General features: G+C 47.6%; 10 protein-coding genes and 1 pseudogene. 7 read left to right on the top strand and 4 right to left on the bottom strand.

What is annotated here, in order from left to right; genetic code table 11:
• Nucleotides 1–155 precede the first annotated feature (155 nt).
• The 4 genes from ACLQ6D_RS16260 to ACLQ6D_RS16245 are packed head-to-tail and all read right to left on the bottom strand — an operon-like array spanning nt 156 to nt 6530.
• Complete coding sequence (locus ACLQ6D_RS16260; RefSeq protein ID WP_411728357.1) at nt 156–3281, bottom strand: efflux RND transporter permease subunit; 3126 nt, start codon at nt 3279–3281, stop codon at nt 156–158.
• A gap of 4 nt (nt 3282–3285) precedes the next feature.
• Nucleotides 3286–4482: an efflux RND transporter periplasmic adaptor subunit gene (locus tag ACLQ6D_RS16255; protein ID WP_411728356.1), complete on the bottom strand. Its 1197-nt coding sequence runs from the start codon at nt 4480–4482 to the stop codon at nt 3286–3288.
• Nucleotides 4479–5867 carry an efflux transporter outer membrane subunit gene (locus ACLQ6D_RS16250; protein ID WP_411728355.1) on the bottom strand — a complete coding sequence of 463 codons (1389 nt, stop codon included), beginning with the start codon at nt 5865–5867 and terminating at the stop codon, nt 4479–4481. The genes ACLQ6D_RS16255 and ACLQ6D_RS16250 overlap by 4 nt, the downstream gene beginning before the upstream one ends.
• 3 nt (nt 5868–5870) lie before the next feature.
• The gene (locus tag ACLQ6D_RS16245) at nt 5871–6530 is read right to left on the bottom strand and encodes a CerR family C-terminal domain-containing protein (protein WP_411728354.1); all 660 of its coding nucleotides are present in this window, start codon (nt 6528–6530) and stop codon (nt 5871–5873) included.
• A gap of 183 nt (nt 6531–6713) precedes the next feature.
• On the opposite strand from ACLQ6D_RS16245, the gene ACLQ6D_RS16240 reads away from it, so the two are divergent.
• The 7 genes and pseudogenes from ACLQ6D_RS16240 to ACLQ6D_RS16210 form a co-directional block, all read left to right on the top strand.
• Nucleotides 6714–8870, top strand: coding sequence for an EAL domain-containing protein (locus tag ACLQ6D_RS16240; RefSeq protein ID WP_411728353.1), 2157 nt, complete (start codon nt 6714–6716; stop codon nt 8868–8870).
• Entirely contained in the window at nt 8858–11404 is a 2547-nt protein-coding gene (locus ACLQ6D_RS16235; protein WP_411728352.1) for an ATP-binding protein, read from the top strand. The genes ACLQ6D_RS16240 and ACLQ6D_RS16235 overlap by 13 nt, the downstream gene beginning before the upstream one ends.
• A 165-nt stretch (nt 11405–11569) precedes the next feature.
• Nucleotides 11570–12565 (top strand): bifunctional biotin--[acetyl-CoA-carboxylase] ligase/biotin operon repressor BirA, encoded by a 996-nt coding sequence (birA, locus tag ACLQ6D_RS16230; RefSeq protein ID WP_411728351.1) that lies wholly within the window; start codon nt 11570–11572, stop codon nt 12563–12565.
• The gene (locus tag ACLQ6D_RS16225) at nt 12562–13293 is read left to right on the top strand and encodes a type III pantothenate kinase (protein ID WP_411728350.1); all 732 of its coding nucleotides are present in this window, start codon (nt 12562–12564) and stop codon (nt 13291–13293) included. Before birA ends, ACLQ6D_RS16225 begins: the two co-directional genes overlap by 4 nt.
• Nucleotides 13290–13574 (top strand): hypothetical protein, encoded by a 285-nt coding sequence (locus ACLQ6D_RS16220; RefSeq protein WP_411728349.1) that lies wholly within the window; start codon nt 13290–13292, stop codon nt 13572–13574. Before ACLQ6D_RS16225 ends, ACLQ6D_RS16220 begins: the two co-directional genes overlap by 4 nt.
• The gene (locus ACLQ6D_RS16215; RefSeq protein ID WP_411728348.1) at nt 13571–13795 is read left to right on the top strand and encodes a hypothetical protein; all 225 of its coding nucleotides are present in this window, start codon (nt 13571–13573) and stop codon (nt 13793–13795) included. The genes ACLQ6D_RS16220 and ACLQ6D_RS16215 overlap by 4 nt, the downstream gene beginning before the upstream one ends.
• Nucleotides 13722–14217: pseudogene (locus tag ACLQ6D_RS16210) on the top strand (hypothetical protein); the annotation flags it as partial. The gene ACLQ6D_RS16215 and the pseudogene ACLQ6D_RS16210, both read left to right, overlap by 74 nt.
• Nucleotides 14218–14485: the final 268 nt, after the last annotated feature.

Here is a 14485-nt window from a genome sequence, read left to right as displayed (position 1 = left end):
CAAAGCAATTCTTCCAATAATACTATTTGTTTAGTCCCCGACCCCAAGCCAACGACTGGGTATAGGCGGCTATGCTCTCCTGGAGCAACAATTAACATTCAACAAAACACTCAAGAAATGCGCCAAACAAAGCTCCAGCCGAACTAATCGCCCTATCAAACTTCGCGCTTATTTTTCTTCAGCAAATTACGGACATCATCAACCACAACATACAGCGAAGGTATCAGGATTAGCGTAATCATCGTCGCGAACAAGATGCCAAAACCGATTGAGATCGCCATTGGTATGAGCATTCGCGCTTGCCGGGAGGTTTCCAGGATCATTGGCATTAGGCCAAAAAAGGTCGTGAAAGTAGTCAGTATGATGGGCCTGAAACGCTGGACTGCGGCTGTTTTGATGATCTCGATAGCGGGAATATCGTGATTTTTTTTAAGTTGGAGGGCTTGATCGATCAAGATCAGGGAATCATTGGCGACAATACCAGCCAATGACACGATACCTAAAACACTGATTAGGCTTAAGTCGTAGCCCATCAATAAATGCCCGAAAATAGCGCCGATAACGCCGAACGGAATGCTGGAGATGACAATCAACGGCAAAACATAACTTTGCAGCGGGATTGCCAGTAAAATATAAATAGCCAATAACGCAAATATGAAACTTATCGTCAGGCTATCCATGCTTTCAGACATATCCGCCGCCTGTCCCTGGAAACTGTATTGCAGGCCGGGATATTGAGCCATTAGGCGCTTTAACTCGGTGACTTCAAGATCATTTAAAATCTCGCCAGCCTTACTTTTGGGGATAACATTGGCTTTTACCTGAACATCACGATGGCCATTGTGCCGGTTAATTTCCGTATAAGCGCGCCCCCGTTCGACATGCACGGCTTCGTTTAGGGGCACTTCTTTGCCAGTTTTAGTCCAGATCATTAACTTTTCAATATCGCTTTCAGAGAGCCGCTCGTCTTCAGGCAGCCTGACCATGATCTTGATTTCGTTACGTCCGCGCTGTTGCCGCAGCACTTCCGCTCCATAAAAGGCATTGCGTACTTGCCGAGCGACTTGTTGGGCGGTCAGCCCCAAACTTTTACCTTCAGGCAAAACCGTAAAATCCAACTGTTGTTTACCGAGACTGAAACCGTCATCGACATCTTTGACAATAGGGTAAGCCCGAAGTGCATCGGCCAGTTCTTGTCCGACTTTTTCCAGAACTTTGATGTCTTGATGATTCAATTCGATAGTAATTGCCGAACCGGCTCCGGGCCCGCCCGCATCGGACTCAAACAATATGGATTCAACACCGATAATGTCACCCGTCGCCTGCCGCCAGCGCTGGCTGAATTGCTCTGTACTGATGATTTTTTCGCGTAGCTCTGGTGGCGCCAAATAAGCCCTGATGATGGCTTTGTGGCTACCGCCCTTACCGATTTCTGCAAAGATGCCGCGGATAAGTTGGTCGCCGTTGTTGATATGTTTGACCGTTTCTCGTGCGCTAGCCACGATTTTTTCTACGATAGCCTTGGTTTTTTCTACTGATGTCCCATAAGGAAGAGTGACAGTTACCCTGGCAAAATCCGAATCAACTTTAGGGAACATGGACATGCCCATGCGTCCGCTGAATGCGTAAGACAGGGTGGTTATCAGTATCGCCAGTGCGGCAATAAGGGTCAAATAGCGATGTTTTAGCAACAAAGCCAGGAACGGTGCGTAAAGGGTGTTTACCCACCGTTGGAAGCTATTGCTGAAATCCTGTTGATGCTGATAAATCCATAGGCGCACACCTGTGGGGGTGGCTAGGTTTAACCGACCCAAGTGGTGGGGCAGGATAAACAGGCTTTCCACCAACGACACCAGAAAAACGGTAAGGATCACCATCGGCAACATATAGAATATTTTTCCGGTTTCGCCGGGAATATAAAAAATGGGTACAAAAGCCGCCATATTGACCAAGATACTGAAACTGACCGGAACCGCCATTTCCCGTGTACCTTGTATTGCGGCTTGCATCGGCGGCAACCCTTGTTGTCGGTGATGATAGATATTTTCACCAATAATAATGGCATCATCGACCACGATTCCCCCGGAAATCAGGAACGCGAACAGCGAAACCATATTGAGCGAGACATCCAGGCTAGGGAGCAGCAAAAAAGAGCCGAGAAAAGCAGTAGGAATACCCATCATGACCCAAAATGCCAAACGCAATTCCAGGAATAGCGCCAGGGCAAAAAATACTAACACCAGCCCCGCGATACTGTCATCCACCAGTAAATCGATACGTTGTGCGTACATGTCGGAAGCATCGTATCGTACCTCGGCGTTGATACCTTGCGGCAATTCCTCCCTGACCCGATCCAGATGTTTTTTGACCGCTTCTGAAACTTCTATCGGCGTTTGTATGCCCACGCTGTAGACTTGCACCATCACGGCGGATAGCCCGTTATAGGTGGCGGAATAATCGCTATGCTCATAACCGTCTTCGATGCTGGCAATATCGCCCAAGCGCACGATGCTACCGTTGCTTGCCGTAATGATAGGAATATTGGCGAATTGTCGGCCAAAATCCTTGCGCTCCTTCATTCGGATCAGTATTTCCCCGGCGATGGTTTTTACGCTGCCGCCCGGTAAATCAACGCTGGCATTTTGAATACGCAGGGCGATTTCCGATAAAGACAATTGATAGCGGCGTAAATTTTCCTGGCTGACATTAATGCTGATTTCCAGCGGGTTGACACCCTCCAGTTCAACCTGGGTAATAGCGGGATCCTGTAACAATCGGTTCCGTAATTGTTCCGCCAGCTCATGCAGGACATGATTTTTAGCATCACCATACAGAACCAGCACAAGCACTTCTCGATGCCGGCTGACAGCGGCAACCTTAGGCTCTTCGGCATCAATAGGAAAAGTGGTGATCCTGTTCACTTCCCTTTCAATATCCTGGGCCAGGCGCTGAATGTCCGTACCGCCCATGGCATCGACAATAACCGTTCCCAGCCCCTCAGACGCTTTTGCATTGATCTCATCAATACCATCAATACCGCTGATAGCATCCTCAATAGCCAGCAACAGGCCGCTTTCGATTTCTTCCGGGCTGGCTCCCGGATAAGCGATGCTAATCTTGACTGATTCAACCTGAAATTCGGGGAATACTTCCTGTTTGATTGCCCCGATAAATAGCAGTCCGCCAAGTAGGCAAACAATCATCAACAACGTCGCCGCTATCGAGTGCGTCGCCATCCAGGCTATCGGCCCACTTTGTTGGGTTATTGAATCTTCCTGCATCGGATTATTGCTTGCCCGAGGGGTTGGGGCCATCTAAGTGTACGCGCATACCTTGAACCGGAGCCGCCAAGTCGCTGGTAATAATTTTGGCATTTTCAGGTAGTTGGGCGCGATCAAGGTAAATGGTGTCCTGTTCAGCCCAAAGTGGCTTGACGGTGCGGATATCCAAGGTTTGTTTGTCCGTCATCAACCAAAGTTGTCGGTCATCATGCAGTGTCGTTTCCGGCAGTTTGATGACATCTTCAAGCGTAATACCGTCGATTTCAACACGCACATACGTGCCCAGCATAAGCGGCGGCAGTTGTTTGTTCTCAATTTTTTGGCAAAGCGGATCATCCACTTCAATAATCAGTTTCGCCATGCGGCCTTCAGGCTCAAGCTCTGCCTGCAACCGTTTGACCGTGCCTGACCGGTACACACCCTTACCCCAGGCCGCTTCATAACTGATTTTTGCAGCCGAACCGGTTTGGCTGTTGATTCCTGGAATTTTAATCCAGCTTAATTTATCAACCGGTATCGAGGCATTAATCCAGAAACTATCAATACCCACTAATTTCGCCAACGGTGTACCCGTAGAAAAAGCAGACATCCAGGCGCCGACATTGGCATTGCGCGTGGTGATAATGGCATTGAATGGCGCGACAGGCCGTGTGCGTTCCAGGTTCAACTGGGCTTGTTTTAATGCGGCCTCGGCAGCGGCAAGCGCTGCTTTTGCGGCACTCAAATGAGGCTTACGTAACACTAACTCCTGCTCCTGACCGCTTAACTCCGCGCCCAGCAATTGGTATTCGCGCCTGACGATGACTTGCTGGCCTTCTTCCAATTTTAGATTGAATTGCGCCTTGGCTAAATCATTTTGACTTTGCACGATGGCAAGTTCGTAATCCGTGGGGTCTAGCTCGACAAGCGATCCGCCCTGTTTTAAGATGCCACCTTCGATGAAATTAGGGCTGACCCAGGTCACCATACCGCTGATACGGGGAGTCAAGTTGACGCTTTGCGCCGCTATCACATTCCCCATAACGCTAATAGTGGTTGGATGGCTGATTATTTCCGGCTTGGTGACTTCCACAAGCGGCGTTGAAGTTTTTGGTGTCGTACGTTCAGCCCGTGGCTGATGGGTCAACCAATAACTAGACAGGCCGACAGTAAAAACTATCAGGGCTAGTGCAGGAAGAAATTTAAGCGCTTGTTTAATCACGAAACAGGTTCCCTATGTCTGTTTTTGGTCGCACTCACATCCCTTAGCGGAAACTTCCCTGCCAATGCCCGGTAAAGATTGATCCGGTATTCAATCAGTTGCTGCCGGGCTTGCAGCAGGTTGCGCTCAAGGCTTTGCTGGCTCAACACCGCCGATAACACCCGCAAAAAATCCATTGCCCCGTTGATATAACGCAAACGGATCATGCTGCTCGCCTGTGTTGACAGTTGCACCTGCCGTTCAAGATTGGCAACCAGCAAGCGTTGTTGCCGCTCTTGCACTAGGGCATTTTCAACTTCCTTAACGACATTGAGCAATAACGCCGCATAATTATTAAAAGCTTCTGCCGAAACAGCCCGGTTACGCTCAACTTCGGCAACCCGCCGCCGTCCGTCTATGATGGGTAAGACCAAATTTCCTGCCACAGTTGCCAGCCAGTTGTTAAGCAGCGATTGTAAATCGGGCGAATTGGCTTCCACACTGGCCGACAAGCTAAGTTTGGGAAACCGATCCGCAATTGCTGAGGCAATGCGTTGGTCTGCCGCTTGCACAGAGAAGTACGCTTTGCGTAAATCAGGCCTTCGTTGCATCAAATCCAGGCTTAACCCTGTGTCCGGGAGCGGCGGTACAGCAGGGAATTCTTCCACAATTGGTAATGTGATAACTCTAGGTGACTTACCTACCAGCACAGCCAACTGGTTTTCCAAAACCGCAATGTTTGAAACTACGGTATAGCGACTGCCTATCACCGATTCGAGCAATTGCTGTTGTTGAAATACATCCGCAGCCGTAGCCTGTGCTCCCCTAAACCTGACGGTCACCAAGGTAACATTATTTCGGTTGATTTCAATTTGCTGGTCCAATAATTTCAATTGCTGACGCTGTTCTATCAAGCGATACCAGGTCGTGGCGATTTCTGCCGTCAGGGAAATTGCGGCACTAAACACATCTTCCTCAGCGGCATTGGCATCCAGCTTGGCAGCATTGACCGCGCTGCGGATACGTCCCCAAAGGTCGAGTTCATAGCTGGCCGCCAACCCCAAAACTAAATCATTATTCCTTTGGGACTGTGCCGATGCTTGTGAACCAAGTAAGCCACCGTTGACTTGGGGAATTAACTCAGCGCCGCTCCTTTTGGCAATAGCCCTGGCCTGTTCAAAGCGGTTGAAAGCCGCGAGCAGGGAAAAATTATCTGACAGGGCTTGCCCACATAATTGGTTTAAGGCGGTGTCGTTGAAAGCTAACCACCACCTATCCGACTGCTTGGCCTGCCCGGAAGCGGAAAACTTCGCCGGTAAGGTTACTGGTGCAGGGAAATCTTTGATAGTGACTGAGCAAGCGCTCAATAACCCTAAGATCAATACTATAAAAATAGCTTTGAGCATGGTTTATTCAGCGCCCATGTTTTGTTGGTTAACTTCCCGCACCGCCTTTATGCCTACGAGAGAAAACCGGATCACATGTTCGGCATACGCTTCAGCATCGTTCATTTCCAGCACGTAACGCTGGGTTTCATGACTTAACCGTAGATGCCTTACCTTCAACAAATGAAAACATTGCCCGACTATGCTGGCATGACAAAACTGAATTTGCTGTTCCGTTGCTGTTGGGCCTATCAATTCTTTCACCAAGGCATTCAAAGCCTGGCGTTCGGGATTAATTTCCTGCGCCATGATTTTTTCCAGCAAGCGGGTCTGCTGTGCCATTTCCCTATGGACAATCGCAAAAAAATGCGCGTCGGGATCAGCAATCCTGGCAATTAACGACCTGATACGTCCGGCAAGCCGGGCTTCGGCAGACGTATCTGGATTAATGCCGCCGTCCGAAGGATGCCGCTCCAAATCTTGCTGAAAGGCATAGCGCCAAGCTTCCAGATAGAGGTTTTCTTTATCCCGGAAATGATAATTGACTGAAGCAATATTGGTTTCCGCTTGCTCGCATATTTCCGCGACCGTCGCTTCCTGGTAACCCTTCTCGGCAAAAATCCGGCTTGCCGTGACCAATAAGCGCTGACGCGTCTTTAAGGGAGGATCGTGAGTATTATTCACAAATAGTGATGTTAAGATTATTATTCAAATAAATGTTTAAAATATATATTAGATTTATTTTATATACAACGCTTTTCACAGCTTTAAACGCCTGAACACACAGCTTTATATTTGTGCTAACCTTGATCCCGTGGTTTTAAAACAAACTTAACTCCCCACTTTCGATAAGAATAAACTGGCTTAATGAACTACCCTGACACCCGCCTTCCGGTTATCTTGCTCATCGATGATGATCAAACTCTACATTTGTGGGCAAACCGTAGTCTATCCGATGCCGGTTTTAAATTAATCTCCTGCTTTGACGGCAAGGAGGGGATAAAAGCTTTCAGGGAACATTCTCCGAATATAGTAATGATCGACATTGAAATGCCCAATTTGGACGGTATTCAAACCTGCACCGAAATACGCCATTTGCCAAATGCCATAAATACCCCCGTGATTATGATGACGGTGACCGAAGACCCCCAGAGAATAGCGCAGTCTTATTCTTCAGGGGCTACAGATTTTGTCGTAAAGCCGATCAATTGGGAGGTTTTGGTTCAGCGCCTGCTTTACATGGTAAAGGCAAACAATAATTTAGATAAACTGGCGCAAAGCGAGCTACGCTTATCAAAAGCAAAAAAAATGGCCCGGCTGGGTGACTGGGAATGGCAAGCCGATAACGAGATATTGTATTGGTCGGATGAAATCTATACGGTGGTCGAACTTGACAAGCATGAATTTATTCCCAACACGGATAATTTCAAGGAATTTATCCACCCTGCCGACCTGGCTTATGTTATCCAACATCTACGGAAAGTCATTAAAACCAAAGAAGCGGGCACTATTGAATTCCGCATTATCACTTCAAGGAAGCAAGAACGTTTCGTCTCCCAGCAAACTGAAGCAATTACGAACCATAAAGGCCTGCTCACGGGGCTGATAGGCACAGTCCAAGATATATCGGAACGAAAGGGCCAGGAAAACAAAATCCGACATTTAGCCTATTATGATGAAGTCACGCAACTACCTAACCGGCATTTCTTTCTCACATTTTTGGCGAAAACCATAGCGCAGTCCGATCGGAACTCACGAAAATTCGCCATTTTGTTTTTAGATCTGGATGGTTTTAAGGGTATTAACGACACTTATGGACATCATGCTGGCGACCTGTTTTTGAAGGAAATATCGACGCGTTTGACCGACGGTTTAAGGTGCTCCGATTTAGCCTCACGCTACTACTTTGACCCCTTTGACTACTCAATCGATGTCGCACGGTTGGGCGGTGACGAGTTTATCATCCTCTTGAATGACCTGGCCCATCCCAAAGATGCGGTCACCGTAGCAGAGCGGATTCAACGCTGGATAGCTAAACCTGTGGCGCTGGGTGACCGTCTAGCCCATATTAGCGTAAGCATAGGTATTGCTGTTTTTCCACATGATGGCGAAGATTCTGAAACCTTGCTTAAAAATGCCGACATAGCGATGTATCACGCAAAAAAAATGGGTAAAGGGTATTATCAGTTTTTCCACGAAACGATGGCCTTGAAGGCGAAAAAACGACTGGAAATGGAGACCCATATGCACCATGCCGTCGCCAACAATGAGTTGCGCTTACATTATCAACCAGTCGTGGAAATCACATCTTGCCGCCTGATTGGTGCAGAAGCCCTGCTACGCTGGGATAGCCCACAACTGGGTTTTTTGCCACCCAATGATTTTATTTCATTGGCGGAAGAAAATGGCGTGATAATCCAATTTGGTGAGTGGGCGCTCCGTGAAGTGTGCCGCCAATACAAAGCGTGGCAACAACAAGGATTGGGCGATTTGACCATCGCGGTTAATCTAAGCAGCCTGCAATTTAACCAATCATCATTCATTCCGATGGTTGCAGATATCATTCAGGAATTTGAGGTAAACCCTACGTTTTTAACGTTTGAACTGACGGAAAGCATGATTATGTCCGATACCGACAACATGCTGGAAAAACTCAACGCATTAAAAAGCTTAGGAATAAAACTCGCACTTGACGATTTTGGCACAGGCTACTCGTCTTTGCGTTACCTCAACCGTTTTCCTCTGGACTCATTGAAAATAGACCGCTCATTTGTGAAAGAATTACCTGATAGTTTGGATGCTGCAGCCATAGTCGGCGCAATTTTGGCACTAGCCCAAGCGCTTAATTTAAATACAGTTGCAGAGGGTGTTGAAACCCAGCAGCAAAACGCATTTTTGCAAAATACCAGCTGCAATGCAGTGCAAGGTTATTTTTTCTCAAAACCGATGCCTGTAGCAGAATTTGAAAAATATTGGGCACAAAAAATAATCCCACCTTATAAACCGAACCTATGTTTGGACTGAACCGAAACAAAATTTTTTTTCGCCGTACTTCAATACGGCCCAAACTGGTATGGGCAAGGGGTACGTGCGCAATTTTTTCGTTAATTATTGTCGCATCCGCTCTCTCGTTCAGGGAGTACATCAGCCAAAAACAACAAACTGAGAAGGAGCTCTCGTCCTTAGCCAGTATTATCGCCTGGAATAGCGGGGCAGCTTTGGCTTTAAAGGATTTTGAGACGGCTAAGGAATCACTGCAAGCATTGAAAAATCAATCCGGGATAATCTCGGCCATATTGTATGACAGTGAGGGCCGATCAGTTGTCGGTTATAAAACAAAAATTGGTTATCAGGGGAATGAGCAAGCGACAGTCGAGCAAACCATCAGTCTAATGAAAAATGACAGTACGGCAATGCCGACAAGCCCGTCAAGCGAATCTGCGTTTAACTCATTGGCATTTAGGTTAAAGAAATTCTTCAGCCACCCGTCAAGACGACCAGTAGAAATGGGTTATTCGGAGGTGGCTGTCTATGACCAGCATGGTCACCTGAGCTTATTCAGGCCCATCATTATGGACAATGAGCTTATCGGCATCTTACATCTGGTGGATGACCTCAGCCGTTTAAATGCCATTTTATCCAGCTTTTATCTCATTATCGGCACACTTGTTTTTTTTGCCTTGCTGGCTGTTTTGTATGTCTCTACGCGCCTGCAAAGGATTTTTTCAGATTCCATACTGAATTTGATACAAGCCATACACTCGATCACCCAAGAAAAAAAATTCACCACTCGTGTCGCTAAAACCAATCATGATGAATTCGGTCAACTTGTCGATGTTTATAATGAAATGCTTGATGAAATCCATAGCAGGGATGAATTATTAGAACGGCAGCGGGACACGATAGCCATCCAAGTGAACGTCAGCACTGCCGAACTATCGAAAAAGAATGTAGAGTTACAACACGTTGCCGCCGAGGCTTTGGTCGCCAAAGAAGAAGCCGAAGCGGCCAACTTAGCCAAGTCGCAGTTTTTGGCTAGCATGAGCCACGAAATCAGGACCCCGATGAATGCAGTCCTCGGAATGGCCGATTTTATATGGCATAGCAATTTAACGGATGAACAGCGCCGTTCCCTCAAGGTTATGAAACAATCTTCGACCTTACTGCTCAGTATCATCAATGATATTCTGGACTTCGCCAAGATAGAATCCGGGGAATTGTCGCTCTCCTTACAAAAGTTTGTGTGCTGGGATTTACTCCATGACAGCTTTGAATTATTGCAACTGGAAGCAAAATCAAAAGGCCTGCGGTATCACCTGCAACCCTTATCAGAGTTGCCGGTTTTTTTGGTCGGAGATTCAGCCAGGTTAAGCCAAATTTTGGTGACCCTGCTCAGCAATGCGGTTAAGTTTACCGCTCAAGGCGAAGTGACCCTCAGCGTTTCCAGCCAGCCTCTCCCGGAGCAAAAAGTGCGGCTGTCCTGCGAGGTAACCGACACGGGGATAGGCATAATACCAGGCAAACTAAACCTTATCTTTGATGCTTTTTCCCAAGCAGACAGCACAATGAAGCAAATTTACCGGGGTACGGGACTCGGACTCGCCATTGCCAAGCAGTTGGTTCAGTTAATGCAGGGGCAAATTGGCGTCAATAGCCAACCCGGCATTGGCTCAACCTTCTGGTTTTGGGTAGACCTGGAACAATCGAGTGCGCCGCCAAAACCGCATAAAGCCAAGGCTAATTATCGGTTTAAAGCCAAGCTGCTGGTCGCTGAAGACTATCCCGCCAACCAATTGGTCGTGCAACGCTTTCTGGAAGATCTCGGCTGCTATGTGCATTTGGTCAGCAATGGCTTTGAAGCCGTAAAAGCATTGAAAAAGCAACACTTCGATCTCGTTTTTATGGATTGTCAGATGCCTTTTATGGATGGCTATCAAGCCACAGAAGAAATCCGTCTTAATGAGCTTACTTGGGATTCGGGCAAACATATCCCTATTATCGCTTTAACAGCCCACGCCTTGACCGAGGATGAAACCAAATGTAAAGAGGCTGGCATGGATGAATGGGTGACTAAGCCGTTTACTCGCCAAGACTTGAGCAAAACACTACAAAAGTGGCTACCGGAAGAATTGATTATTTCAGACCAACCTGCCCTGAAAACGGATATCAAGACTTTGGCAAAAGCAAGCAATGTGGTGGAAGACACCACCGCGATTAATATGAAATTTTTCACGCGACAGTTCAAGTTGGACAATATTGACGACTTGGCTTTTATCACCTCCCTGACGCAGACGTTTCAACAAAATGCCGCCCAAACGCTCAGCAATCTCCAACAAAGCATAGAAAACGAAGACGCCGAACAAATTCGTAAACTGGCGCACGGCCTGAAATCACTGAGCACAAACGTAGGTAGCGGCAAACTCACTGAATTGTGCATGACAATGGAACAAGCCGGAAAAAATAACGAACTCAGTGCCACCCAAAAACTACTTGAATCTATGAAACAGGAGTATTTAAGGGTATTGACTGAGCTTAATGCGCTGTGCTCGAAAACATAACTAATCACCCCAATGGTGGGAACATTGTAGGGGCAGGCCTCCTTGTACCTGCCCAGGCAACCCTGCACCTGTCTGGGCAGCCACACAGCGCGGATTCCATACCCGCCGCCGCACTTCCACCATCCTTGGCGGTCGAAGGGATTGCCCCTACGAAGGTGCATTGTTTTGCCAATTTCTGACAAACAAAAAGCAATTCTTGCCCTGCTTGCCGACGGGCAATTCCACTCAGGCACTGAATTGGCGGAAGCGCTGAATATCAGCCGCTCAGCAGTCTGGAAACAATTAAACAACCTAGCTGACCTGGGATTGCAACACTCTGCCGTGAGCGGCAAAGGCTACCGACTGGAAAGACCCTTGGAATTGCTGGATCAGGCCAAAATTTGGGCAAACGTTGACGAACGGGCTCGTGAATCAATAAGCGCTTTTGAAATTTTTGACCGCATCCCTTCCACCAATACGTATTTAGTGGCACGCGCCCAGGAGAATGCAGCCTCAGGCGCCATCTGTTTTGCCGAACAACAAACGGCGGGCAAAGGACGCCGTGGACGGCACTGGGTTTCGCCTTATGGCAGCAATATTTATGTGTCGATACTCTGGCGTTTCCAAGCTAGCCCATCAATAATTTCAGGCCTGAGCCTGGCGATTGGTGTCGCCGTTATCCGGGCGTTGAAACTCCACTATGCGGATGTTTTTCGTTTAAAATGGCCCAATGACATTTATTGTCAGGACAAAAAACTGGGCGGCATTTTGGTTGAAGTCTCCGGTGAGTCTGATGGCCCTTGCACAGCGGTCATAGGCCTGGGTTTAAATATCTACTTACCGGAAACAGAGGCTGCTTCCATTAACCAGCAGTGGATCGATTTAACCCAAATAATCGGGCAACAACAACTCTGCCGAAATGCTTTGGCAGGAACCTTGCTCAATCAGCTGCTCTTAGCGATTGCTGAATTTGAAGAAGCTGGGATAGCAGCCTATTTGGACGAATGGCGGGAATTTGATTGCCTCAAAGACAAACCCGCAACGTTTTTCATCGGGCAACATCGCTATGATGGCATTGTGAAAGGCATTGATGACCAAGGGCTGTTGCTGCTAACCCGGCCTGATGGCAGCATCCAGGCTTTTGCGTCCGGCGAAGTCAGTTTCAGGGACAACATGTCATGAGCTTATTGATCGATATGGGTAATACCCGGCTCAAGTGGGGCACCAACAAAAACCTTGATATAGTTTCCGGCCTTCCCATTAGCAACACAAAGGTTAACCGGAATACACTCCTCCAATTATGGCAAACTATCAACCCACCCGATCAGTTAGCCATCTCCTGTGTCAGCGCTAGCCGATTATTCGAGCTAGTTTTGTCGATAGCTGGTGAACTCTGGCCGGGGATAACTATCATTCCGGCAAAATCCGGGACAAAAGCATTCGGTATTTGTAATGCCTACCAGGAACCGGAAATGTTAGGGGTTGACCGGTGGCTAAGTATGGTCGCAGGCTATCACAGCTACCGGAAAGCGCTCTGCATAGTGGATTGCGGTACAGCTATTACAGTAGATGTTGTCGATACTTCAGGCAAGCATCTAGGCGGCTTGATAAACCCGGGCTTACGGTTAATGAAAGAATCGCTCGCAAAAGGCGCCGAAAATCTCAAACTGAGTGAAACCAATTACCCATTTGGCCTCGCAACAAATACCGATGCAGCTATCTATAATGGCACTTTATCGGCTGCTTGCGGACTTATCGAGATTGTGCTAAAAAATCAGCCCGACACCTTGCAGTTACTGTTAACGGGCGGGGATGCTAAAATCATTGCCGCACACTTACCCACACCCACTATTATCGATCCCGATTTAGTGCTACGTGGACTTGCCTTAACGTTAACTAAGCAGTCATGAAAATACTTTGCCTATTAGTCATCCTCGCCAATATTATCCTGCTCATGTCGGAATACAGGAACGGGAATTTCACGGCACATAAGACAAGACCAGGACAACACGCCATCTATGGAAAAGAACAAATTCTTTTGATACGCGAATTGAAAAAAGAGCCGCAGCCTTCCCTGCCAAAACCAAACCAGGAAACTTCATTGAGCGCACCTAGCCTTGTCAACGATACAAAAGAAACACAGCGCAACACCGTAAACGCTGACACGACGATTATTCGTGAGATGCCATGAATTCTTCGCCTGAAGATGAGGAGATTAACAGCATTACCCTATTGGCAATTCATGGACGCTGGCTACCGACAGATGGACGCTACGTCAGCATTTTAAGCTTACGTAACCAGCGTATCATTGGATTGTCCATCAAATGTCGGCTATTAAGGTGTCCATCGCAACACCGGTTTCCACTGGCGGCATTGGTTCTTGATCTGGATCAGCCAGGATCGCCCCGCTAAGCTGCACAACATAACCGAAGCCGATGGAGCCTATCTGCTGGAATCGGACAAAGGCCAACGGAACCTGGGTAGTGAGCCTAGAAAGCGCGGCGTAGCGCCACCTATGCGGCGTCCTGTGATGCCGAAGGTATCCGCCATAAAGTCTTAACCTCAGACAAAACCAGCGCGTCAATGGCGCTTACCACGGGCAGAAAGTCAATGCCTTTCACGGGCGGTTTGAGCAGTGGGTTGCACGCTTCGATGGCGTGGCAACCCGCTACTTGCCAAACTACCTGGGCGGGCGACGGGCTTTTGAGCAGCGCCACCAGCTCAAACCGGAAACGCTGCTCTGTGCCGCTCAGGGGAATTTTCAATATTTAATGGTGTATAGCCTTACAAAATTCCTGTTTCCACTCTCAACCTACAAACAAGCCTCTGATTGAACTCACGAAAACTACTTTCACTTGAATTTTGTAGACGACCTTTAAATATACGCCAAGAATCGTAGAGTGATCGCATTGAAGCAAGATCAATAACGCGGTCGTCCGACAAAGGTTCGATTGGTTCCCAGGTGTAATTTGCCATATTAATAACTCACCTTACGCACTTAAGCGTTTGAAGCTCGTCGAAAGCCAGCCGGACGGCTTTCAAATACAATTTAGCCCTGAGAGCAAAATGATTGAGCTTGTGTTTGATTGAAAGGCACTCCAG

It is taken from the genome of Methyloglobulus sp., from assembly GCF_046714055.1.
In the GTDB taxonomy this organism is placed as follows: Bacteria; Pseudomonadota; Gammaproteobacteria; order Methylococcales; family Methylomonadaceae; genus Methyloglobulus.
Note: the sequence above shows the minus strand (reverse complement) of the source record. Positions and strands in the feature narration are given on the sequence as shown.